The sequence below is a fragment of the Arthrobacter globiformis genome (genome assembly GCF_030818015.1).
GTDB lineage: Bacteria > Actinomycetota > Actinomycetes > Actinomycetales > Micrococcaceae > Arthrobacter > Arthrobacter globiformis_C.
In genome coordinates this window covers 2,664,523-2,685,201 of the sequence record NZ_JAUSZX010000001.1, presented here as the reverse complement: position 1 = coordinate 2,685,201, position 20,679 = coordinate 2,664,523, and the positions used below count along the sequence as shown (strand labels likewise).

At 64.5% G+C, this 20,679-nt stretch carries 24 protein-coding genes, 1 tRNA gene and 1 pseudogene; 15 read left to right on the top strand and 11 right to left on the bottom strand.

The genetic code is table 11. The annotated features are described in order from the left end of the window. Window positions 1-156 precede the first annotated feature (156 nt). The 7 genes from QFZ23_RS12570 (at window position 157) to QFZ23_RS12540 (ending at window position 7,628) form a co-directional block, all read left to right on the top strand. Complete coding sequence (locus QFZ23_RS12570) at window positions 157-888, top strand: IclR family transcriptional regulator (protein WP_306923362.1); 732 nt, start codon at window positions 157-159, stop codon at window positions 886-888. Continuing rightward, on the top strand, window positions 885-1,991 hold the full coding sequence (locus QFZ23_RS12565) for an ATP-binding cassette domain-containing protein (RefSeq protein ID WP_306923360.1): 1,107 nt from the start codon (window positions 885-887) through the stop codon (window positions 1,989-1,991). Before QFZ23_RS12570 ends, QFZ23_RS12565 begins: the two co-directional genes overlap by 4 nt. Continuing rightward, a complete protein-coding gene (locus QFZ23_RS12560; RefSeq protein ID WP_306923359.1) occupies window positions 1,988-2,638 on the top strand; it encodes an ABC transporter permease in 651 nt (216 codons plus the stop codon). The genes QFZ23_RS12565 and QFZ23_RS12560 overlap by 4 nt, the downstream gene beginning before the upstream one ends. After that, entirely contained in the window at window positions 2,635-3,354 is a 720-nt protein-coding gene (locus QFZ23_RS12555) for an ABC transporter permease (protein WP_306923357.1), read from the top strand. Before QFZ23_RS12560 ends, QFZ23_RS12555 begins: the two co-directional genes overlap by 4 nt. Window positions 3,355-3,454: 100 nt before the next feature. Then, complete coding sequence (locus QFZ23_RS12550; RefSeq protein ID WP_306923355.1) at window positions 3,455-4,363, top strand: ABC transporter substrate-binding protein; 909 nt, start codon at window positions 3,455-3,457, stop codon at window positions 4,361-4,363. A gap of 27 nt (window positions 4,364-4,390) precedes the next feature. Further along, the gene (gene hutU / locus QFZ23_RS12545) at window positions 4,391-6,085 is read left to right on the top strand and encodes a urocanate hydratase (protein WP_306923354.1); all 1,695 of its coding nucleotides are present in this window, start codon (window positions 4,391-4,393) and stop codon (window positions 6,083-6,085) included. An 82-nt stretch (window positions 6,086-6,167) separates the two neighbouring features. After that, on the top strand, window positions 6,168-7,628 hold the full coding sequence (locus tag QFZ23_RS12540) for an aromatic amino acid lyase (RefSeq protein ID WP_306923353.1): 1,461 nt from the start codon (window positions 6,168-6,170) through the stop codon (window positions 7,626-7,628). 23 nt (window positions 7,629-7,651) lie between these two features. Here QFZ23_RS12540 and QFZ23_RS12535 read toward each other — a convergent pair whose 3' ends face one another. Further along, a complete protein-coding gene (locus QFZ23_RS12535; RefSeq protein WP_306923352.1) occupies window positions 7,652-8,083 on the bottom strand; it encodes a hypothetical protein in 432 nt (143 codons plus the stop codon). A gap of 29 nt (window positions 8,084-8,112) precedes the next feature. After that, a pseudogene (locus QFZ23_RS23790) lies at window positions 8,113-8,526 on the bottom strand (hypothetical protein); the annotation flags it as partial. Here QFZ23_RS23790 and QFZ23_RS12530 point away from each other — a divergent pair. Then, window positions 8,481-9,308, top strand: a complete 828-nt coding sequence (locus QFZ23_RS12530) for a DUF1206 domain-containing protein (RefSeq protein WP_306923350.1) — start codon at window positions 8,481-8,483, stop codon at window positions 9,306-9,308. The pseudogene QFZ23_RS23790 and the gene QFZ23_RS12530 sit on opposite strands and share 46 nt — an antisense overlap. A 915-nt stretch (window positions 9,309-10,223) precedes the next feature. On the opposite strand, the gene QFZ23_RS12525 is transcribed toward QFZ23_RS12530, so the two are convergent. Further along, window positions 10,224-10,610, bottom strand: coding sequence for a TetR/AcrR family transcriptional regulator (locus QFZ23_RS12525; protein WP_306923348.1), 387 nt, complete (start codon window positions 10,608-10,610; stop codon window positions 10,224-10,226). 212 nt (window positions 10,611-10,822) lie between these two features. Between QFZ23_RS12525 and QFZ23_RS12520 the strand changes: the two genes are divergently transcribed. From QFZ23_RS12520 to QFZ23_RS12505, 4 genes are all read left to right on the top strand, one after another. Then, a complete protein-coding gene (locus QFZ23_RS12520) occupies window positions 10,823-11,584 on the top strand; it encodes a class I SAM-dependent DNA methyltransferase (RefSeq protein ID WP_306923346.1) in 762 nt (253 codons plus the stop codon). 266 nt (window positions 11,585-11,850) lie between these two features. Further along, on the top strand, window positions 11,851-12,108 hold the full coding sequence (locus tag QFZ23_RS12515; protein WP_306923345.1) for a hypothetical protein: 258 nt from the start codon (window positions 11,851-11,853) through the stop codon (window positions 12,106-12,108). 113 nt (window positions 12,109-12,221) lie between these two features. Beyond that, window positions 12,222-12,542: a hypothetical protein gene (locus QFZ23_RS12510; protein WP_306923344.1), complete on the top strand. Its 321-nt coding sequence runs from the start codon at window positions 12,222-12,224 to the stop codon at window positions 12,540-12,542. Between the two features lie 72 nt (window positions 12,543-12,614). Next, window positions 12,615-12,914 carry a DUF4193 domain-containing protein gene (locus QFZ23_RS12505; RefSeq protein WP_306923341.1) on the top strand — a complete coding sequence of 100 codons (300 nt, stop codon included), beginning with the start codon at window positions 12,615-12,617 and terminating at the stop codon, window positions 12,912-12,914. Between the two features lie 254 nt (window positions 12,915-13,168). Here QFZ23_RS12505 and QFZ23_RS12500 read toward each other — a convergent pair whose 3' ends face one another. Then, window positions 13,169-13,372: a cold-shock protein gene (locus QFZ23_RS12500; protein ID WP_306923340.1), complete on the bottom strand. Its 204-nt coding sequence runs from the start codon at window positions 13,370-13,372 to the stop codon at window positions 13,169-13,171. A gap of 727 nt (window positions 13,373-14,099) precedes the next feature. After that, window positions 14,100-14,516: a CBS domain-containing protein gene (locus QFZ23_RS12495; protein ID WP_306923338.1), complete on the bottom strand. Its 417-nt coding sequence runs from the start codon at window positions 14,514-14,516 to the stop codon at window positions 14,100-14,102. Between the two features lie 648 nt (window positions 14,517-15,164). On the opposite strand from QFZ23_RS12495, the gene QFZ23_RS12490 reads away from it, so the two are divergent. Continuing rightward, a complete protein-coding gene (locus tag QFZ23_RS12490; protein WP_306923336.1) occupies window positions 15,165-15,911 on the top strand; it encodes a hypothetical protein in 747 nt (248 codons plus the stop codon). A gap of 69 nt (window positions 15,912-15,980) precedes the next feature. Here the strand turns inward: QFZ23_RS12490 and QFZ23_RS12485 are convergent, their stop codons facing one another. From QFZ23_RS12485 to QFZ23_RS12475, 3 genes are all read right to left on the bottom strand, one after another. Continuing rightward, on the bottom strand, window positions 15,981-16,370 hold the full coding sequence (locus tag QFZ23_RS12485; RefSeq protein ID WP_306923335.1) for a hypothetical protein: 390 nt from the start codon (window positions 16,368-16,370) through the stop codon (window positions 15,981-15,983). A gap of 36 nt (window positions 16,371-16,406) precedes the next feature. Further along, window positions 16,407-16,823 (bottom strand): J domain-containing protein, encoded by a 417-nt coding sequence (locus QFZ23_RS12480; protein ID WP_306923334.1) that lies wholly within the window; start codon window positions 16,821-16,823, stop codon window positions 16,407-16,409. Window positions 16,824-16,949: 126 nt separating this feature from the next. Then, window positions 16,950-17,372: an Hsp20/alpha crystallin family protein gene (locus tag QFZ23_RS12475; protein WP_306926819.1), complete on the bottom strand. Its 423-nt coding sequence runs from the start codon at window positions 17,370-17,372 to the stop codon at window positions 16,950-16,952. A gap of 136 nt (window positions 17,373-17,508) precedes the next feature. Between QFZ23_RS12475 and QFZ23_RS12470 the strand changes: the two genes are divergently transcribed. After that, window positions 17,509-17,820 carry a MerR family transcriptional regulator gene (locus QFZ23_RS12470; RefSeq protein WP_306923332.1) on the top strand — a complete coding sequence of 104 codons (312 nt, stop codon included), beginning with the start codon at window positions 17,509-17,511 and terminating at the stop codon, window positions 17,818-17,820. A 266-nt stretch (window positions 17,821-18,086) separates the two neighbouring features. On the opposite strand, the gene QFZ23_RS12465 is transcribed toward QFZ23_RS12470, so the two are convergent. Both QFZ23_RS12465 and QFZ23_RS12460 read right to left on the bottom strand, forming a co-directional pair. Continuing rightward, entirely contained in the window at window positions 18,087-18,335 is a 249-nt protein-coding gene (locus QFZ23_RS12465; protein ID WP_306923330.1) for a hypothetical protein, read from the bottom strand. A 62-nt stretch (window positions 18,336-18,397) separates the two neighbouring features. After that, window positions 18,398-18,470: transfer RNA gene (locus tag QFZ23_RS12460), tRNA-Lys, on the bottom strand. Between the two features lie 230 nt (window positions 18,471-18,700). Here QFZ23_RS12460 and QFZ23_RS12455 point away from each other — a divergent pair. Beyond that, a complete protein-coding gene (locus tag QFZ23_RS12455; protein ID WP_306923328.1) occupies window positions 18,701-19,126 on the top strand; it encodes an Hsp20/alpha crystallin family protein in 426 nt (141 codons plus the stop codon). A gap of 288 nt (window positions 19,127-19,414) precedes the next feature. Here QFZ23_RS12455 and QFZ23_RS12450 read toward each other — a convergent pair whose 3' ends face one another. Beyond that, window positions 19,415-20,635 carry an MFS transporter gene (locus QFZ23_RS12450; protein ID WP_306923326.1) on the bottom strand — a complete coding sequence of 407 codons (1,221 nt, stop codon included), beginning with the start codon at window positions 20,633-20,635 and terminating at the stop codon, window positions 19,415-19,417. Window positions 20,636-20,679: the final 44 nt, after the last annotated feature.

The following is a 20,679-nucleotide window of genomic DNA, read 5'->3' as shown; positions in this document are numbered from 1 at the left end:
CAAGGCGTCGCCGCAGGCACCCCTGACAGTTAACACGCCCGCAACCTGGCCGAAACGGGATCGTTGCACACGGTCTCAATCAACCCCGACTTCGTGAAGAACCCGTGAAATATAAAGGCCAGCTATTGCCGTCCGGTGAAAGTTGGTTTTTACTTGGTGGCAAGACAAAGTGATTCGGACCACTTGAAAGTGGGTCATAAAGTGGCTGCAGATTCTTCAACACGGACGGTTGAGAGGGCGTTGGCACTGCTCAGTGCAGTGTGTACTGACGGCTCCCTCACCCTGAGCGACGCCGCCCGCGTCGTCGACCTGTCAGCGAGCACGGCCCTTCGCCTCCTGCGCACTCTGGAGAACAGCGGTTTCGTTTCACGGGACCCGGGCGGGAACTTCCGCCCCGGTGCAAGTGTCATCCAGCTTGGCGCCCTGGCGTTGGGCCAGGAGTCACTGGTTTCGCTCTGCACCCCGCACATGAAGCGGCTGGTGGCCCAGACAGGCGAGTCCTGCTATCTGAGCATTCCCGGTCCTGGAGACACCGGAATCTACATAGCAATTGTCGAGGGCACCCGCTCCGTCCGGCATACCAGCTGGGTGGGCAGAAGCATCCCGCTGGAAGGGTCGGCCGCCGGGCAGGTCCTGACTAGCGGCCAACCAGACGGCGGCTTCGCGATAGTGCGAAGCGGCGTTGAAGACGACATCACAGCCGTCGCCGCACCGATCGTAATTGGTGGCCGCACCGTGGCCGCCCTGAGCATCGTGGTACCCAGCTACCGGCTGGACGAGGCGAAGGCCAAAAACATTGGCGAGGAGCTTGTGAAGGCGGCCGACAACATCCTCACCGAGCCCTCCAAAGACCATGGATCACCCCCGGAAAGCATGGAAGAGAAATGATCAAGTTTGAAAATGTCACCAAGGCCTATCCCGACGGCACGGTTGCTGTCGACGGGCTGAACCTTGAAGCCCCTACCGGGAAGCTGACCATTCTGGTTGGGCCTTCGGGCTGCGGCAAGACCACGTCCCTGCGGATGATCAACCGCCTGATCGAGCCCACCAGCGGCACCATCTACCTGGACGACGAGCCAACTTCCGGCATGGATGCAGCGTTGCTCCGCCGCCGGATCGGGTATGTCATCCAGCACGCCGGACTGTTCCCGCACCGCACCATCGTGGATAACGTCGCAACCATGCCGGTGCTGCTCGGAGAGAGCCGGCAAAAAGCCCGCATAAAGGCCCTTGAGCTTATGGAGCGGGTCGGCCTCCCGGCGAACTTCGCCAAACGCTACCCCTGGCAGCTTTCGGGCGGCCAGCAGCAGCGTGTCGGTGTGGCCCGCGCCTTGGCATCGGACCCTGCCTTCATGCTCATGGACGAACCCTTCAGCGCCGTCGACCCCGTGGTCCGTGCGCAGCTCCAGGACGAATTCCTCCGTCTGCAGCGTGAAATCGGCAAGACCATCATCATGGTTACCCACGACATCGACGAGGCCCTCAAGCTCGGGGACCAGGTGGCTGTGATGCGCGTCGGCGGAAAGCTCGCCCAGATGGCCACGCCGTCGGAGCTGCTGACCTCCCCCGCCGACGAATTCGTGGCCGACTTCGTCGGACGCGACCGGGGCTACCGTTCCCTCGGCTTCACAAACGCGGCCGGGAACGTGACGGTCAGCGAAGAGTCCGTGGTCCAGCTTGGAGCGTCCTCCGCAGAGGCGCACGCGAAGGCCTCCGGGGCATGGGTCCTGGTGGTCGACGGCGGACGGAAGCCGCTTGGCTGGGCACAGCCTGAACTGATCGCCGGCGAGCTGAAGCGGGAGCATCTGAACCTCAGCGGCACGTCCGCCACATCGTCCGGAACCATGCGCCAGCTGCTTGACGCCGCATTGTCCTCCCCCAGCCGCCGCGGCGTCGTCGTCAATGACCGCGGTGAGCTCATCGGCACCGTCACTGCGTCCGACATCGTCAGGGCCATCGAGGCCGAGCCGCATCTGGAGACGGCCCGATGAACCTTGAATGGCTGGGACGCCAGTTCGACAACATTGTGTTCCTGCTCGGCTGGCATGTGCTGCTGGCCGTCACCCCGCTGATCCTCGGCCTGCTGATTGCCCTGCCCCTGGGCTGGTGGGCACACCGCAGCCGCCGGATCTACCCCCTCCTGGTGGGCACCGCGGGCCTGCTGTACACCGTGCCCTCGCTGGCATTGTTTGTACTGCTGCCGCTGGTCCTGGGCACCAAGATCCTGGACCCCCTCAACATCGTGGCCGCGCTGACCATCTACACCGTGGCGCTGCTCGTCCGCGTAGTCGCCGATGCCCTGGACTCCGTTCCCGAAGATACCGTCCAGGCGGCAAAGGCCATGGGCTACCGCGGCTACCAGAGCCTCCTGAAAGTGGAACTCCCCGTCGGCGTCCCGGTGATCAGCGCTGGCCTCCGGGTCGCCGCGGTCTCCAACGTCAGCCTCGTGTCAGTGGCCGCACTGCTCGGCATCCCCCAGCTCGGTTCCCTCTTCACCCAGGGCTTCCAGCTGCGGTTCTTTACCCCGATCATCGCCGGCATCATCCTCTGCGTGGTGCTTGCCATGATCCTTGACGGACTGATCATCCTCCTCAACCGGTGGCTGACACCATGGACCCCCAAGGTGGTGGCATCATGATCAACTACTTGTTCGACCCCGCGCACTGGACCGGTGCCGACGGCATCCCCAACCTGATCGGCGAGCACCTCGTGTACTCGCTTATCGCCCTCGCCATCGCGGCCGTGATCGCGGTTCCGCTTGGCATCTACATCGGCGTCACCGGCAAGGGTGTGTTCCTGATCGCCGGACTCGCAAACGCCCTCCGCGCCCTCCCCAGCGTGGGACTGCTGATCCTGCTCGTGCTCCTGATCTCGCCGGCTTTCCCATCCAAGATGGGCTACGTCCTGCCGAGCCTCATCGTGCTGGTGCTGCTCGCGGTGCCGCCCATCCTGACCAACACCTATGCCGGCATCCGCGCGGTGGATGCGGCCGCCGTCGACGCCGCCAAGGGCATGGGCTTCCGCACCATGAGGATCCTCACGGATGTGCAGCTCCCCTGCTCACTCCCGCTGGTGCTGTCAGGCGTCCGCAGCGCACTGCTGCAGATCATCTCGACGGCGACCATCGCGGCCTACATTTCACTCGGTGGCCTCGGCCGCCTCCTGATCGACGGCAAGGCCCAAAACGACTACAGCCAGATGGTTGCCGGCGCCGTGCTGGTGGCCCTGATGGCCCTGTTCTTCGACCAGTTGCTCGCCTTCATCACCCGCCGGATCGTCTCACCAGGACTCACCCGGCGCCTCGTCAAGACCGCCGCCGCGGTCGACACCGTGAAAATCCCCGCCACGGTCTGAACCACCGCCCCAAGCATCATCCCAACCGCCGTCCGACACCAGACCCAACCCCAGCCTGGCCGCTGCATGCCCTGCGCCAGCCTCCCCAGAGAGCATTGACATGAAAAAATACCTGACCGGCATCACCCTCGCAGCTGCTGCCGCCCTTGCCCTGACCGCCTGCGGCGGGGATCCGATGAGCAGCTCCAGCACCCAGACCGCCGCCTCGGGCGACAGCATCATCGTCGGCTCTGCGGACTTCCCGGAAAGCCAGCTGATAGCCAAGATCTACGCCGAAGCGCTCAAGGCAAGGGGTGTCCAGGTGACCGAAAAGCCCAGCATCGGCAGCCGCGAAGTCACCATCCCGGCCCTCAAGGACGGCTCCATCGATCTCATGCCCGAATACGGCGGAGCCCTCCTGCAGTACCTTGACTCGGCCACCAAAGCGGTCACGCCGGATGAAGTCACCAAGGAACTGGGCACCAAGATCCCGTCGGGGCTGACCCAGCTGACAGCATCGAAGGCACAGGACAAGGACGTGCTGGCGGTCAAGAAGGAAACAGCCGACCAGCACAAGCTCAAGTCCGTCAGCGACCTCCAGCCCGTGGCCAAGGAGCTCGTCCTGGGCGGCCCGCCGGAGTGGAAGACCCGCATCAACGGTGTGGCCGGCCTGAAGTCCGTCTACGGTCTTGAATTCAAGGAATTCTCGGCGCTCGACGCCGGCGGGCCCCTGACGCTGAACGCCCTCCTTTCCGGCCAGGTACAGGTTGCCGACCTCTTCAGCACCGACCCTGCGCTGGCCGCCAACAACCTGGTGGCCCTCGAAGACGACAAGAACCTCTTCCTGTCCGAGAACATCGTCCCCGTCATCAACGAGAAGAAGTCCACGGCCACCGTCAAGGAGGTCCTGGACAAGGTCTCCGCCGCGCTCACCACGGAAGACCTGATCGAGATGAACGGCCGCGTGGCGAAGTTCGAGGACGTCGGCGAGATCGCCAAGGACTGGCTCAAGTCCAAGACCCTCGCCTAGGTCACGCAGAATATTAGGAGCAATACATTGAAAGCCGATTTCACCACCGGTGCCCGCCCGGTCAAAGCAGCCCGCGGCACCGAGCTCACCGCCAGGTCCTGGCAGACCGAGGCACCGCTGCGCATGCTCATGAACAACCTCGATCCCGAGGTCGCCGAACGTCCCGATGACCTGGTGGTCTACGGCGGAACCGGCCGGGCGGTGCGCAGTTGGGCCGCGTTCGACGCGATCACCCGCACCCTGGAAACCATGGAGAAGGACGAGACCCTGCTGGTCCAGTCCGGCAAGCCGGTGGGTGTTTTCCGCACCAACGAATGGGCGCCGCGGGTGCTGCTGGCCAACTCCAATCTCGTCGGGGACTGGGCGACGTGGCCCGAATTCCGCCGGCTCGAGGCCGAGGGCCTGATGATGTACGGCCAGATGACGGCCGGGTCCTGGATCTACATAGGCACCCAGGGCATCCTGCAGGGCACGTTCGAGACGTTCGCCGCGATCGCCCGCAAGCTCACCGGCGATGAGAACGGCACGCTCGCCGGGACGCTGACCCTGACCGGCGGCTGCGGCGGCATGGGCGGCGCGCAGCCCCTCGCCGTCACCCTGAACGAGGGCGCGTGCCTGATTGTGGACGTCGACGAGACCCGCCTGCGCCGCCGGGCCGGCAAGCGTTACCTGGACGAGGTGGAGACCGACCTCGACACCGCGATCGCCAAGGTCCTGAAGGCCAAGGAGGAACGCCGCGGCTGGTCCGTGGGGTTTGTAGGCAACGCCGCCGAGGTCTTCCCGGAGCTGCTGCGCCGCCACCAGGCCGGCGAGCTGGCCATCGATATCGTCACCGACCAGACCTCCGCCCACGACCCGCTGTCCTACCTGCCGGAGGGTATCTCCGTGGATGAGTGGCACCGCGAAGCCGACGCGGACCCGGAGGGCTTCACTAAGAAGGCCCAGGCATCGATGGCCAAGCACGTCCAGGCCATGGTGGAATTCCAGGACGCCGGCGCCGAGGTGTTCGACTACGGCAACTCGATCCGCGATGAGGCCCGCAAGGGCGGCTACAGCCGGGCGTTCGAGTTTCCCGGCTTCGTCCCGGCCTACATCCGGCCCCTCTTCTGCGAGGGCCTGGGCCCGTTCCGCTGGGTGGCGCTCTCCGGTGACCCCGAGGACATCGCCGTCACGGACAAGGCCATCAAGGAGCTGTTCCCGGAGAACAAACACCTGCATCGCTGGATCGACGCCGCAGGCGAACGCGTCGAGTTCGAAGGCCTGCCGGCCCGTATTTGCTGGCTGGGCTACGGCGAACGCGCCAAGGCCGGCCTGCTGTTCAACCAGCTCGTCAGGGAAGGCAAGGTCAAAGCGCCGATCGTGATCGGCCGCGACCACCTGGACTCCGGCTCGGTCGCGTCCCCGTACCGGGAAACGGAAGCCATGGCCGACGGTTCGGATGCGATCGCTGACTGGCCGCTGCTGAACGCCCTGCTCAACACCTCCTCCGGGGCCACCTGGGTCTCGATCCACCACGGCGGCGGGGTCGGCATCGGCCGCTCCATCCACGCCGGCCAGGTCTCCGTCGCCGACGGCACGGACCTCGCAGCCGAGAAGCTCGAACGGCTCCTCACCAACGACCCCGGCATGGGCGTCATCCGCCATGCCGACGCCGGCTACGACCGCGCCGTCGACGTCGCCAGGGAGCGCGGCGTCCGCATCCCGATGAACGAAAGCCGCTAACTAACCCATCGATAGCTCCGTAGCCGCCGTTTTGGGCCGCCAAAAGGGCGCCTACGGAGCAATCGACAAGAAAGGATCATCCGTGATTGAAATCGACGGCCGCGAACTGGCTTTGGCAGACATCGCTGCGGTGGCTGCCGGGGGCATCCGGGTGACCCTGACGCCGTCGGCCGTTGAGCGGATGGCGGAATCCCAGCGGTCAGCGCGGGCAACCGCGCTAGTCCGCCCTGTCTACGGGCGGTCCACCGGCGTGGGCGCCAACCGCTCGGTCGCCCTGGATCAGGCGGCCGGGGCAGCGGATACGCACGGGCTGAACCTCCTGCGGAGCCATGCAGTGGACGCCGGGAATGTTCTTGATCGGGAAACCGTCCGGGCGATGCTCGTCATTAGGCTCTCCCAGCTCGCCGCCGGATCCTCCGGGATCAACCCGGCGGTGGCCGAAGCCTTACAGGAGATGCTTAATTCGGATTCCCTGCCGGAGGTCCGGGAGTACGGCGGCATCGGCACCGCCGATCTCCCAGCCCTGTCCGGCACCGCACTCACCCTGCTGGGTGAACGCAAGACAATGGACGGCCAGCAGATCGCAGCAGCGCTTCCCTGCTGGGCCACCGAGGACGCCTTGCCGTTCATCAGTTCCAGTGCCCTGACCATTGCGCAGGCAGTACTGGCCCGGCAAAAGCTGACTGCCCTCCTGCACAACCTGGTGTCCGTCAGTGCGTTGTCCTTCACCGCGATGTCCGGCAACCCCGAGGCCTACAGGCCGGAGGTGGGCCAGGCGGCCGACTCGGTGGCCGTCACCGGCATGGCGGCCGAACTGCGCGCGCTGGTCGACGGCGGCGGCACTCCGGCAAGGATCCAGGACCCGTACTGCCTGCGAACCCTCCCGCAGGTCTTCGGCGCCGTGGCCGAAGAACTGGACGCCCTCAAAGCCGTGCTGGAACGCCTCGTGGTCGCCGGCAATGAGAACCCGCTCGTTTTCGGCTCCGTGGATGACGGCAGCAACGGGGTCGCCCATCACGGCCTGTTCCAGATGACCACCCTGGCACGGCGCGTGGACGCGGTCCAGCTCGCCATTGGTGCGGCGTGTGCCACGAACCTTCGCAGGATCAGCCTCCTGTGCGACCCCGCTTACACCGGACTCAACCGCTTCCTGGCGGCCGACACTGCCGGCCAGTCCGGCGTCATGATGCTGGAGTACGTGGCGGCCGCCGCAGCCGGACGCATCCGCGCCAACGCGCACCCGGCAAGCCTGCAGACAGTGGTCCTGTCCCTGGGCGCCGAAGAAGATGCAAGTTTTGCGAGCGTGGGGGCGGCCCAGTTGGACTCCACCGTGCGGGCCCTCTCCACGATCGCCGGCGTCGAACTCATCTGTGCGGGGCGGGCTCTGAGGCTCCAGGGCCGGACACCACGGCACTTCAACAGCGAGCGGTTCCGGAGGACCCTTGAAGCCGCGCTGTCACTGCCTGCCGACGTCCAGGACCGCGACCTTAGGGGAGACGTCGACGCCGCCGTCCGGCTGGTGATGCTTCCGGAGTTCCGCTAGCCCGAGCCCGGTACGCGTCGGGGTCAGTGGATCCCGTCACCGGACAGAGCTTTGATGCGGGCTTGGGGAAGGCCTTCGTGAATGATTTGGCGGGCGGCATCGTGTGCGAGGCGCGGGGTGTCGGGATCCAGGGTGCCCATGGTTAGTGCCAGCGCCCCTTCAAGGAGAAGTGCCAGCTTTCTGGCCAGTTCGTCCCCGGTTTGGCGGGACATACTACGGATCCACTCCAGAACCCCGGCCCTGTGCGCGGTGACCCTGAGTTGCACGGCGCTGCGGGGCTGGCCTCGGCGGAAGCCTTCAGGAACGCGGCGCCCCGCTACTCCTCCGGATGCCCGCCCCAGAGCAGGGCATCCAAACATGCCTGCCAGCCGGACGGTCGACACGGCCTCGTCATGGCCTGCAGCCCGCCGCAGCGCAGCAGTCCAGAGCTCGTCCATCTCATCCTGGTAGGCCAAGACGAGATGCTCCTTGGTGGGAAGTATCTGTAAAAGGTCGCTTTGGCGACCTCGGCCTCCTCGATAATTCTGTTGACTCCCACACCACGCAGGCCGTCGACATAAAACAGGTCAGAAGCGGTCGGGAGGATCAGGCCGCCTTCGTGCGCGCTGGAGCATCGCTGCTGTCGGGCGTTGCGGTGTGCCCGGACGAACTGTGCCGCGCCGTTCGTTGCTTCAGCGCGGATAAGGTGCACGAGGGTGTTGATTAGGCCCAGGTGGGTGAACGCTTGTGGGAAGTTCAGGCTCCCGCGGAGGCTGTCTGCGCCGGCCTCGGCCTGGCCTATCTGTGGGTTTACTCTCGTGACAGAATAGGCGTTACGCACCACCGTATCTGCGCTTGCGCTAGGGATCGGAAATGAAGAGAGAGCTGAAGGACGCCGCGAACGCGGTCGAGGATGCATCGAACTCTAGGGCTCTCGTGATTGCCGCCAGGGCAGGTTTTGCCGTCAGCGGCCTGTTGCACCTGCTGATCGGGTTCGTCGCAATCCAGTTGGCATTAGGCACGGCGGGAAAGGCGGGACCGGCGGATCAGGCCGGTGCAGTCGCCCAACTCGCCTCCCAGCCGCAGGGTCTGCTGCTGCTCTGGGCCGGATTCGCCGCCTGCGTTGCTCTGGCTCTCTGGCAAACCAGCAACGCCGTATTCGATTACGGTCAACTGGAGGCCCGGAAGAAAGTAGGAAAGAAGCTTTCCGCAGCCGGCAAAGCGGTGGTGTTCGCTATCATCGCCCTGACATTTGCTGCCTCCGCCAGCGGAAACAGCAAGAACAGCGGAAAGACCACCAGCGATTTCACCGTCTCAATCATCAAAGCGCCCGGGGGTGCGTTCCTGCTGATCGCCATCGGGGCCGCGATCGCCATCGCCGGCCTTGTCTTCGTAGTCCTCGGAGTCAAAGGAACGTTCAAGAAGGATCTGCAGCTGCCACCCTCGGGCACCGCACGCTCCGTCGTGACGGGGCTGGGAGCGGTCGGCTATGCAGCGGAGGGCGTCGCACTGTTTCTGGTGGGACTGCTGTTCATCATTTCCACCGTTAACGCCAACCCTCGGGAGTCCACCGGCCTGGATGGCGGGCTGAAGGCACTGCGCGAGCAGCCGTACGGGATTTACATGTTGTCCGCCGTCGGCGCCGGTTTGATCTGTTATGGGCTCTACCTGATGGTGAAGGCCAAATTCGCGCGGATGTAGGCTCCCCGCCGCCGTCCTCCCCCTTCGCCTGGCGGCGCGCCCTTAGCGGCTGGACGCCAAAACCTCGCCTCATAGTGCTCTACCTTGAGCATGGGCATATCTTCCCGACCGGCGCGCCAACGCCGGCACATGATCAGACTTGCAGACGAGCGGGAGTAGGTGCGTCCGCCACTCCCCCGTCGGCCGTCAGCCGAGCCGCCCTGTGGCTCGTTCATAGAGTTAATCGCCGTCCGCCTGGGTGTTGAAGAATGTCAGTCAAAACCCCACACAAACAAGCATGGGTAGTCATACAGTCGCAAGGGAGCTCTGCCATGAAGAGACAGCACCCACGGGCTCCCCCAACTCCAAAAGGTCAGCCCAGCACACTCATCAGCCAGGTTGGGAGTGCAACCTTGGCTTCCGGCTTGCCTTGAACGGTGGCAGTCCTGCTGGTCCTGGACGTCGCGGAGGTGGGTGAGCAGAGCCTGCTCGGGATGCCGGCGGAAACACCAGCCTCGTGAACCATGCGCTCACAGAACGTGCACCAGGCTTTCGAGTCGTTAGCTCGATGCGTGACTTCGGTGTCTGGTCTCGTGTTGGTTCCTTGGGGTCGGCCTGCCCCGGCCTGCTGCAGTGCTTTCTCTGACCGGGTGAGTGTCGTCGGGACGGGCGAGCCGTCCCCGGGAGCGTTCGGCGATGAGCGGTGCGGAGTGCTTCAAACAAGGATTGACGCGGGTAGTGACAACGGCGCCGACGAGTTGACTTCCAGCCGGTCAACAGCAGAGCCTGCTCGGACGCTTCGGTCATCGTGGGTAGTGGCGGTGGCGCTCGATGAGCGACTTGGCCATCAGTTGGGCCAGTTCAGCGGCCTGCGGATCGCCTTCCATGGCGGAGACGACCGAGCCCTTCAACAACAGGTGCCACGCCCGGGCGAATTCACCGCAGCGCTCCAGCCCGGCGTCCTCGGCCAGTGCCTGGACGTGTCCTCGGATCCTCGCCATGTATCCCACGCAGGGCCCTGCCCAGGGGATGGTCCGGGCCCATTTCCACGCGCTGGGCCTCCGCCACGACTTCGGCGAACCAGATCTGGTCCCGGAGGGCCAGAACTGCCAGGACCAGATCGTCCTTGGACGGGAAGTGCCGGTAGAACGTCGACTTGGCAACCCCAGAGGACTCGATCAGTTCGTTGACGCCCACATCACGGATACCCCGCCGGGAGAACAGATCATAGGCGATGCCAAGAATGCGACCCACAGTGCCGGCCGTGGCCACCGAGGGCCGGCCCGGAAGCGAAATGCCGTGCGGAACCTCGGCTGCGGTCATGATCGAGAGTCTACGCCCCGGAAGACCGAAGGCACCTCGCGTGGGACGGCAAACCGCCATACAGTTCTGTGGTTTACCGCCATGCCCGGTTAACCCATTACAGCGACTCCGTGGCGCTCTGATGCCCGTTACCGCTCCGGCTCGGGACATCGGGGCGAACCAGGCACGTCGCACCCTGGATGATCTACGCAGTCAGGTGCAATAGTGGCGGGATGATCAACCAGCAACAGCTCTGGGACGAGGACGCCGCGAAACAGTACGACACACCCGGCGAGGGAATGTTCTCCCCCGAGGTACTGGCCCCCACGGTGGAGGTCCTGTCAAAGCTCGCGGGTGGCGGTCCGGTCATTGAGTTTGCCATTGGCACCGGCCGTGTCGCCATCCCCCTCTCAGAGGCGGGGGTCCGGGTCACCGGCATCGAACTGTCTCACGCGATGATCTCCCGGCTACGGGAGAAGGTCGGAGAGGACGACATTCCCGTCGTGCAAGGCGACATGACCGAGGCAGTGGCCGGGGCCCATTTCACGCTTGCGTTCCTGGTGTTCAACACCATCGCCAATCTCTTGACGCAGGACGAACAGGTCCGGTGTTTCCAAAACGCCGCCCGCCATCTTGAACCCGGCGGACGCTTCGTGATCGAGCTCTGGGTGCCACAACTGCGTTCGCTGCCACCGGGACACGGCGGAACGGTCGAGGTGAGCCAGCCCGGGTATCTCCTGGTCGATACCTATGACGTGCTGCACCAGCACGTCATCTCGCACCACATGCGGTTCGGCCCGGAACTATCGGACGGGCGGGATGCACGGATCGGGCGGACACCACACCGGTACATCTGGCCCAGCGAGCTCGACCTCATGGCGCGGCTCGCCGGGTTTGAGCTGGAATCCAGGTGGGCGGACTGGGACCGCAGCGAATTCACGGCCGAATCCCGCAGCCACATCTCCGTATACCGGCTCAGCTCACCGCATGCCTAGGGCTTCGTCTGTTGCAGCTGCCAAAAGACCGCCATCAGAGGAGGGAGCCCGGTTCCCTGGGCTTGACGAGACTGGCGCCTCCGCCAGGACCGACGCTTCTGGGCTATGTACAGGCCCCGGCAGCGCGGGGTAGTTTCAATACCGGACCCCTGCGTGCCAGCGCCTTTTGGGCAGGGGGACCCCTCAGGCGGTTGGTGCACCGCATGGAGGTAACGCCGCTATAGCCTCATGGCGGCCCAACATGCACCCTGAGGAAAGAGCCTGCCATGGCCACCTCGCATTTCCGGCAGTTCCTTCACCACGCCACGTCCCCCGCCCCCGACACCGACATTCCGCTGGGGTCCGGCTGCCTCTACGGGCTGTACACGAGCTGGTGCCCGCTCCAAGGAATGACACGTAAATCCGGACCGTCTTTCCGAGCCGGTACACGCCTGCGCCGCATCAACATTCATAACCGCAGGGTGAGGATGAAGGGCCGCGCCGCGGCAGGCTACATACTCGCCAGCTACCGACACTCCGCCTGATCATGTCACACGGATCTCCCGGCTTCCGCCCTGGCGGCGCCGGCCGGCCGCCCCGCGTGCAGCCGGTAATGTGCGAGCACTGTGGTACGCACCGCCACCTCACCATCAGATCCATGACGGATCTTCCGCAATACCCGGCCGGTGTCGTCCTGGTGTCCTACACCTGCAGCCAGTGCCGGCGGTTCGGTGAACATCCTGCCCGGACCGCAGACGTGTCCATGGTCCTGGCCAGCACGGAACCGACCGGCGACGTGCTGATCTTCGACAGCCACTACATGCACTGCGGACAGCCGATGGGAACGGCAGGTTCGGAACTCCGCCGGCTCTCCGCGCCCCTGTCCACCGAAGGCACAGGCGAGGACGGCCCGGACATCTACCTTTCCACCAGGGTCCTCAGATGCGTCTGCGGCTTCCAACTGGAACTACCCGAGTAACGATCTGCGCCGCAGCCGGCACTCCAGCCCTGGGGTGATTCTTGGGCATAGCAAGCAAGGAGGAACGACGGGATGGCTATCGATTACGACTCCCCACGACAGGCACCCGAAGATGATCTGACTGGGACGCCTGAGCACGTCGGCAGGGACAAAACCGCTGCACGCGGGGCTGCCATCGACGCAGATGAAAGCGAAATCGCCGAAGGCTTCGAGCTGCCCGGAGTAGACCTGTCCAAAGAAGAACTACTCATCCACATCGTCCCCCTCCAGCCCGACGAATTCACCTGCATGTCCTGCTTCCTAGTTCACCATCGCAGCCAACTGGCACGCGAAAAGGACGGCAAGAAGTACTGCACGGAATGTGAAAGCTAACCGCTCCACCCGCATGACCTCAGACAAACAGGAGCGGCCCGGTGCCCGCTGTCGGCCGAGTGAAACCCAGGCCATGAAAGCCAAGAGGGTCGCCTCACCGTGCTCGTCGCACTCGCACTGGCCGTGGTGTTCAGGGCCGGGTTATGGTTCGCAGGCTTTGACGGTTGATCGCAACGGACACTGCAGTGCAGGCGTGCAGGCAGATGATCGGGAAACGTCCCCCTCCGGTCCGACCCTGTTCAGACCCATTCGGCCTAGAACGGCCGGATGTTCTCCGCCTGGGGACCTTTCGGGCCGTGGGCCACCTCGAACCGGACTTTCTGGTTCTCCTCCAGGGAACGGTAGCCGCTGGAAGCGATCGCTGAGTAGTGGGCAAAAATATCGCCGGACCCGTCGTCAGGGGCGATGAAGCCAAAGCCTTTTTCCGCGTTAAACCACGTCACTGTGCCTGTGGCCATGCCTGTACCCCCAAGTACTTCATTGTCTCTCCGCAGGCACCGCTTGCCCGCGGGCGGAAGGATCCTTCCGCTGGTCCCCAACCTACGGTTACCGTCCCGCCGGCACAAGTAAGAGGCGGCACCAGGGGACGGTCTGCGGCCCGGCGAATGCCATTTTCTTGGGCCCATCGACGCATCGAGCCATACGGCAACCGCCGTCGTAACGGTGTCGGCGGTTGCCATGCGGTCCGATGGCCCCTGGCGCCGGCGAGCGGCTAACGGCGTGCGGAGCAAAGCGGAGTCGGTTAGGACCTGCGCCTGGGGTCCGGGTCCTCTGGTCGCGGTTCCGGCTCCGGTAAAGGGCCGGGGGCCGGAGCAGGAAGTGGTTCCGGCTCAGGAGGTGTCCTGTCCGGAGACCCAGGACCTGGAGACTCAGGATCCGGCGAGCCAGGCCCGGCCGGCCCTGGGTCCATAGGAAACGGCTCCGGTTCTGGCAACGGTGGGATGGTCACGGCTTCCCCCTTTGTTGGATAGTAACGAACATCCGGACGGCGCTGCCTTCAGGTGGTCCCGGGCAGTACCTGCCATCCTGATGATCCTGACCACGCCGCAGCTGTCATGGACGGGTAGCCCGAGCCTCTGCCCTCTCGGAACTGCCTGCGGTCGCCGTCTGTGGATCACCGGTTTCCGGCAGGGCCGCGGAAAGGGAGGCACGGCACTTTCTGCTCCGGGACGTCGGGCAATGGATTCAGTAGAAGGAGATGAGCTCGACGAGCTCTCCGACCCTGTCCTCGGGGTAGTTCCGGGCGATGTCTGCCTGGCTGAGCATGCCAATCAGGTCGTGGCCGTCAATGACCGGCAGCCTGCGCACCTGGTGCTCCCCCATGGTCCTGATTGCGTCTTCTATGGAGTCGTCGGCACCGATGGTCACCGGTTTGCCCTGGCCGAAATCCCCGGCCTTGGCTGTGCGTGGGTCTCCTCCTTCGGCGAAGCATTTGATCACGATGTCACGGTCGGTGATCATGCCCTTGAGGCGGTTGTCCTCTCCGCATATTGGCAGGGCGCCCACGTCCAGCTCTTTCATTTTCCGGGCGGCTGCTTCCAGCGTCTCGTTCTCGCCGATGCATTCAACGCCGCCGGTCATGATTTCACGTGCAGTTGTCATCGCATTCTCCTCAGACGATCCGAAGGGCTTCCAGAGTTAGCGGTCGCCATCCTTGTCAGTCAGGCAATCGCCACTCCTGCACGGTAAGTCCGCCGCCTGCCTGTGTCCAGACCTCGCTTCAATAAAAACTCGGGCCGTGCAGTGGTCTTTACGACATGGTTACGGAGCGGGTTCCACAACTCGCACCCTACCGTCGTAGCGTCTCTGCACTTTTTCAAAATGCAGGTTGGCCGGGGCATGTGTACGGGCCGTTCTAAGCAACTTTGCAAATACCGGTTCACCAATCGCAACAAGGCAAAGCTGACTGACATAGACGCGCTCTTGCGGTCCACACCTGGAACCCGACTTGTCGCTCGTATCTGGCAGCTGACGCCGAATCAACAGTAGGAAGCCAGATGGCGTTTCCGTCCACGCCCCGTCACGGTGGCGCAATGTCACCGGCCTAACCCCTTGCCGGTAGTTAACCGAAGTGGTAAAAAATCTGTATCAGCGGTTATAGATCTGTTTCTGTCAATGGTGATCAAGGAGGTATGTCATGTTGATGGTGAGCGATCCCTTCCGCCAGCTGGACCGGTGACCCGGGGACCGCGCCACACTGCACGACTCGGCGCACGCCCGCAGACAAAGAGGAGGACCGGACTCGCTGCAATGCCAGTCACACGCAACGTTGCCTGGGACAGGCGTTTGGAATCCTTCAAGGGCAGGGACACGACACAATACGTGCTCACGGCTGCCTCCATGGCCAGCGCCTGCGCTGCCTGCCGGGCACCCCTTGAGTCCGGTGAGCCGCTCTCATTGCTGGTGAACGTCACGGAAAGCACCGCACCGGACGGAACCAGGTACGTCACCTTCACCGACTGCGTCTGCCACCGCCGCTGCAGCGATCCCGGCCTGAGTGTCCAGCGGAGCCAGTGGGCGCCAAACGAACTCGCCCCCATGGCCGCCCGGATGGTCCTCACCCAGCAGTCCGGCAACGGACAGGAACGATTGGTACCGGTGCTGGCCTACACGTTGGTCCCGGTCGTGGCTTTTCGGGAGAACGACGGCGACCTGACCTCTGCACTCGTATCGATCCTGCTCTTCCACGGCTTCCAATTGGCCATGAGCCCGGACTACGTCGGCATCCTGGAAGACGCCGTCGAAACGTCAGCCAGCTGCAGCTTCGCCGTGACACCGCAGGGCCTGATCACCCTCAGCATTGGCGGCAAAACCCTCTTCGGAGAACAGCTCCACCCAGATGATCCCGACGACGCGCTGTGGCTCGAGGCCGCCCGCAACGGCCACGTCCTGGTCATCAGCGGGGACAACCTCATCATCACAGCCAATAGCCTCGACATCCGCCATGCCGCAGCCCAAGGAACACTGGTCATCGGCACAGTCCCCATCTGCGCATAGGCCATGGACCCCCGCCCTGTCCCGCGCATGCTGGATAACAAGGACGCGTGCATGCCCGGCGGCAAGAGGCTAGTCCACGAGCGGCGGAGGGCCGAAGAGGAATTCGTTGGCGTGGGATACCGCTTTGCGGAACGCGTCATTCCGAAGCGCGACCAGGTGTTCAATGTCATCGACGCCGGGCTCAAGGAACCCGGTAAAGCCCGGGCGAAGCACCCAGATATCCCCCGCAGGGGGCAGGTAGAACACCCCGAAGGAACGGTGCTGATGGTCGTCGTCGGACCAGATGGGCACCACGGCCAGGGCCGCACCGGTTGCGGGATTGATCCACTGTGCGCGGGGCAGCGGCTCCTCATGGGTTTCGGGGTCCAGGAACGGCGCTGTGCCCTTGCCCCAACGCTGCTCGAACCGCTCGTGGAAGGCAGGGATCAGGTGTGAGTCGTAGCGGCGCCAGTCGCTCATCGTGGTAGTTCTCCTCTGGGTCTGGTTCATGTGCGGTTACGCCCACGGTCCGCTCTCCCACCTGACGGGAGTGGCGCGCAGTGGCGGCTCTCGGCGCCGGACCACCCGGACCGGAATATCTTGCGGACTACTGTCGTCCCGGCCTTCGGCGCTCTGGCGGGCGTCCTGGCCGTTCGCTTCCGAAGGTTTCCGCGGCCGGTTGTGCTCGGCGGGTGGATCAGCAGGCCCGGCGCGGGAGGCTTCCCGGTCGTAGGCGTGGCGGCGCTTTGGGTCACGGAGCACGGAGAAGGCCTGCATGATGAGCTGCAGTTCGGCGGGCGCGGCCTCTCCGCCGGCGACATCGGGATGATGCCGGCGCATGAGGGCGCGGTAGGCGCGCGCGATTTCCTGTGGCGATGCGCCACGGGAAACGTTCAGGACCGCGTAGTAGTCCGGGACAGGTCTGGTCATCATGAAGCCCGTTGCTGCTGCAGGATTGTGCTGGTCGTTGCGGTTGCCGGTGGCAGCGGTCCGGGGCGGCCTCCGGTAGACGCCCGAAGGCGGGAATCCGGACACCGCCCCGTCAGGCGCATCGAAGGGCTACGTCTCGATCTGGTGCTGCTGGCCTTTGCTTTCGATCTCGATCTTCCGCGGCTTTGCCTGCTCGGCAACGGGGATCCGCAGTGTCAGCACGCCGACGTCGTAGCTGGCCTTGATGTTCTCAGTGTCCAGGGTGTCGCCAAGAATGAGCTGGCGGCTGAAGACGCCGCGCGGCCGCTCGGAGACCACCAGCTCCACGTTGGGCTGGGTGGCGTCCCGGCGCTCTGCCCGGACAGTGAGGACGTTCCTTTCAACGTTCAGATCCACGGCGTCGGGCGAAATCCCGGGCAGGTCAAACGCCACGACAAACTCCCCGTCTTCCTGCCACGCGTCCATCGGCATGGCCGCCGGACGGGCTGCTGTTCCGAAGACCTGCTGGGTGAGCCGATCCAGCTCACGGAACGGGTCAGTACGGATTAGCATCATTTCCCACTCCCTTCAGCATCTAGGTTTCATGGCTACCCACCGCCGTGTATCTGTGACAGTGGATATAGATTTCTTATAGCACTGGTGACAAACTGGTGCAAGAGGAAGATCCAAGCAAATTGACGGGAAAGTTATGGCAAATCAACGCAGGAGCGGACGCGGGCTGTACGCCATTTCGGTGGTGGCGGAACTCCTGGGGACGGGCCAGCAAAACATCCGGCTCTATGAGCGCCGCGGCCTGCTGACCCCTGAACGGACCGAGGGAGGCACCCGCCAGTACAGTGAATCCGACCTCGCGGTGCTGCGCCGGATCGGAGAGCTCCTGGATGAGGGACTCAACCTGGCGGGCGTGGCCAAGGTGCTGGAACTGGAGATGGACAACGCCCGATTGCGGCGCCAGCTAAAGCGCGCCCGCAGCGCCCGTCCGGACGACGACCGCACGTAAGGCAGTCAGGACCCATTCGTGCGGCTTAAAGCCTGCTGCCCGCGAACAGACCGGCTCCAGCAGGAGCACCCGGCCCTTGGGCGGAACCGTCAGCACACCCAGGTCCGGCGGGACAGCCGATCAATGAAGAGGCAGCGGGGATCCAGCGCCTGATTGCTGTTGGCATTCAATCCAGGGGCCAGACTCCAACCGAAGCCGTCACATATGGCAGCAGCCACCCGGAACAGTCCCGTCCACACATCGTTCTTATGATGCCTTCTCCGCCCCTAGGACAGGCCCGCAATGCCCGGTTGCTTCCAGGACGGTTCCCGTCCGGGTATGTTCCGGCTGATCAGGTCCAGCCGTTCGCCCTGGTCCAGGCCGGTCGCCTCGCTGATCTCGGCAAGGGTGGCATCCCCGGTGCGCAGCAGCGCCGCGGCGGATTCCCGCAGCGTCCGGTATGCCACGTTCAGGGTGGTTTCGGCGGTTGCTATGACCGCCGCCAGTGCCCGCAGCCTCTGAAGTTCTGGGTTCATTTCCATCACCGCCCTTCGTCTGGATCCCTTCCGGACCAGGAGTCCGGCGGATTGTTCCGGCGTGCACCCGGTGGGGCTCGAACCCACGACCCGAGGATTAAAAGTCCCCTGCTCTCCCGGCTGAGCTACGGGTGCCCCCTGCTCTGCGCAATATTCGGTCACTTCGCTGTTTGCATTATCACGGATCTATGTCAACCACCATAGATTTTCTAGCACTGCCGCAGGGCGGACGCAAGAGTTTTCCGGGTGGGAAACCGGCCAGATAACCCTTGCAAGATGCGGCGGCGCGTGCTATTTAAATCTATGTCAGTGGATATAGATCGATCCGGATCGAAGGTGTCAAAGGTGATCAAAGGAGGCATGTCATGTTGATGCTCGATCCATTCCGTCAGCTGGACCGCCTCGCCGAACAGGTGCTGGGCACCGTGGCCCATCCTGCCGCCATGCCGATGGATGCCTGGCGGGAAGGTGATGAGTACGTCATCGCACTCGACCTGCCCGGAGTCGAGGTCGATTCCATCGACGTGGGTGTTGACAAGAACGTCCTGACAGTCCGTGCCGAACGGAAGGACCCGGCCGGAAGAGATACTGAGATGGTGGCATCCGAGCGGCCACGCGGAGTCTTCAGCCGCCAGCTCATCCTCGGGGATGTCATGGAGACAGAGAACATCAAGGCGGGCTACGACGCCGGCGTCCTGATGCTGCGCATTCCCGTCGTCGCCCAGGCAGCACCACGGAAGATCGAAATCGAGACCAAGGGAGGCCAGCAGCCCCAGATCAACGCGGCCTAACAGACCGGAACGGGACGCCCGTTACACGCCAACGCTGCCTCTTTGGGCGGCTGGCATCAGAAATGCAACGCCACCGCGCCTGATAGCGCACATGCAGCTGCCGCGCACGGGCTGTCCCAAACCGGCGGTCCCCGGCCACCTTATGGCCGGGGACCGTTTTCCTGCTACGGCCGCAGGCAGGCCCATAGATGTTGCTGCTCTTTTTGCACGGCCTGCCCCGCGGCTTTCCGGGATGGCCGGCAGTTAGTGTCCAATAGCAGTCCTCCTCGTGGACTGGGGGCCGCCGGGTCAGACATCCAAGCGGCTTGCGACTGGGGTTGGTGTTGCGTTCCGCCGTAGAAGCTTTGCCTGGATCACAAGGCCTAGGGCGGCGAGGGCAATGACCGACGTCGCGTAGGACTGCAAGGTCGGAACGAGCCCCCATCGGGGCGCGAGTTGGCCGGCGATGATGACCGGCACGCCGAAGGAGAGGTAGGCGGCGGTGTAGATGCCGGAGAAGACGCCGGCGCGCTGGTGCGGTTGTATGTGCGGGGCGAGCAGGCGAAGCTGTCCGCCGAACGTGCCACCGAAGCCAACGCCGCCGAGCGCGGCACCGATCCAGACTGCAGGCAGCCACGTTTGAGTGACTCCCAGGAGGACCACGCTCATTCCCGCGAGGATGAGGCTGGCCCCGACGATGGTGCTGCGTCGTGCGGGATGCCGGCTGAAGGCGAAACCCGAAACCGCGGCGGCGAACGGACCAAGGAAGGCTGTGAACCCGGCCACGAGACCGCCGTCCAGGCCGAATTGGAGCCGGAGCACGGCCGGTGAGAGGCCGAGGAAGAGGGCCGGGAACATCCAGCCTGCGATGTGTATCGGGACCCCCGCCAGAAATTCACCACGAATGTGGTGTGGGAGGTCTATGCGCGGACTGAGGGAGCGAAGCGCCCCTGGCCGCTTCGCGGCTGTCTCGGCAGTAAAGCTCACAAAGACGATGGCCAGAACCATGACCCCAGCGAGGACGCTGAAGATGAGCGTGTTGGCGTCAGGGGTGAATTGAACCGCCGCCCCGGTCAGCAGGGCGCCGATCCCAAGGCCCCCTGCCATGGAAGCGCCGGCCAGGCCGCCTGCGAGCTTCTTGAGATGGGCCGGCGCGTGCTCAGCGAGGGCCGCTGAGAACGCGCTGGTCGCCAGACCAGTGGCGAGGCCCTGGATGGCACGGGCGAGGATGACCCAGGTGATTGTCGGCGCGATCAAAAAAGCAATGATTGACACGAGCTCGCCATAGAGGGCCGCGAGCATGACCGGTCGCCGACCGATGTGGTCAGGAAGCGACCCGCCGACCAGGAGCGCGACCAGCAGACCAAAGGCGTAAACGGAAAAGGCGACGGTGAGAAGGCCGGCCGAGAAGCCCCACTCCTGCTGGCGGAGCGCGAGCAAGGGCGTGGGTGCGCCGGCGGCGAGGAAGAACGCGGCAAAGACGGCGGCGACCCCGGCAAAGGCGGTTTTGGGCGGCACTGTACGGGACAAGAAGGACTCCTTTAGACAGAACGGTATAAGAGCCTCCAGTTAGA

What these genes read in the sequence shown, in the direction of transcription:
- QFZ23_RS12525 (WP_306923348.1), bottom strand. Translation starts at nt 10,610, where the DNA reads ATGACCGCAGCCGAGGTTCCGCACGGCATTTCGCTTCCGGGCCGGCCC.
- QFZ23_RS12505 (WP_306923341.1), top strand. Translation starts at nt 12,615, where the DNA reads ATGGCTATCGATTACGACTCCCCACGACAGGCACCCGAAGATGATCTG.
- QFZ23_RS12475 (WP_306926819.1), bottom strand. Translation starts at nt 17,372, where the DNA reads ATGCTAATCCGTACTGACCCGTTCCGTGAGCTGGATCGGCTCACCCAG.
- QFZ23_RS12485 (WP_306923335.1), bottom strand. Translation starts at nt 16,370, where the DNA reads ATGAGCGACTGGCGCCGCTACGACTCACACCTGATCCCTGCCTTCCAC.
- QFZ23_RS12470 (WP_306923332.1), top strand. Translation starts at nt 17,509, where the DNA reads ATGGCAAATCAACGCAGGAGCGGACGCGGGCTGTACGCCATTTCGGTG.
- QFZ23_RS12515 (WP_306923345.1), top strand. Translation starts at nt 11,851, where the DNA reads ATGGCCACCTCGCATTTCCGGCAGTTCCTTCACCACGCCACGTCCCCC.
- QFZ23_RS12520 (WP_306923346.1), top strand. Translation starts at nt 10,823, where the DNA reads ATGATCAACCAGCAACAGCTCTGGGACGAGGACGCCGCGAAACAGTAC.
- QFZ23_RS12480 (WP_306923334.1), bottom strand. Translation starts at nt 16,823, where the DNA reads ATGATGACCAGACCTGTCCCGGACTACTACGCGGTCCTGAACGTTTCC.
- QFZ23_RS12465 (WP_306923330.1), bottom strand. Translation starts at nt 18,335, where the DNA reads ATGAACCCAGAACTTCAGAGGCTGCGGGCACTGGCGGCGGTCATAGCA.
- QFZ23_RS12560 (WP_306923359.1), top strand. Translation starts at nt 1,988, where the DNA reads ATGAACCTTGAATGGCTGGGACGCCAGTTCGACAACATTGTGTTCCTG.
- QFZ23_RS12555 (WP_306923357.1), top strand. Translation starts at nt 2,635, where the DNA reads ATGATCAACTACTTGTTCGACCCCGCGCACTGGACCGGTGCCGACGGC.
- QFZ23_RS12455 (WP_306923328.1), top strand. Translation starts at nt 18,701, where the DNA reads ATGTTGATGCTCGATCCATTCCGTCAGCTGGACCGCCTCGCCGAACAG.
- QFZ23_RS12495 (WP_306923338.1), bottom strand. Translation starts at nt 14,516, where the DNA reads ATGACAACTGCACGTGAAATCATGACCGGCGGCGTTGAATGCATCGGC.
- QFZ23_RS12490 (WP_306923336.1), top strand. Translation starts at nt 15,165, where the DNA reads ATGCCAGTCACACGCAACGTTGCCTGGGACAGGCGTTTGGAATCCTTC.
- QFZ23_RS12565 (WP_306923360.1), top strand. Translation starts at nt 885, where the DNA reads ATGATCAAGTTTGAAAATGTCACCAAGGCCTATCCCGACGGCACGGTT.
- QFZ23_RS12510 (WP_306923344.1), top strand. Translation starts at nt 12,222, where the DNA reads ATGACGGATCTTCCGCAATACCCGGCCGGTGTCGTCCTGGTGTCCTAC.
- QFZ23_RS12500 (WP_306923340.1), bottom strand. Translation starts at nt 13,372, where the DNA reads ATGGCCACAGGCACAGTGACGTGGTTTAACGCGGAAAAAGGCTTTGGC.
- QFZ23_RS12530 (WP_306923350.1), top strand. Translation starts at nt 8,481, where the DNA reads ATGAAGAGAGAGCTGAAGGACGCCGCGAACGCGGTCGAGGATGCATCG.
- QFZ23_RS12550 (WP_306923355.1), top strand. Translation starts at nt 3,455, where the DNA reads ATGAAAAAATACCTGACCGGCATCACCCTCGCAGCTGCTGCCGCCCTT.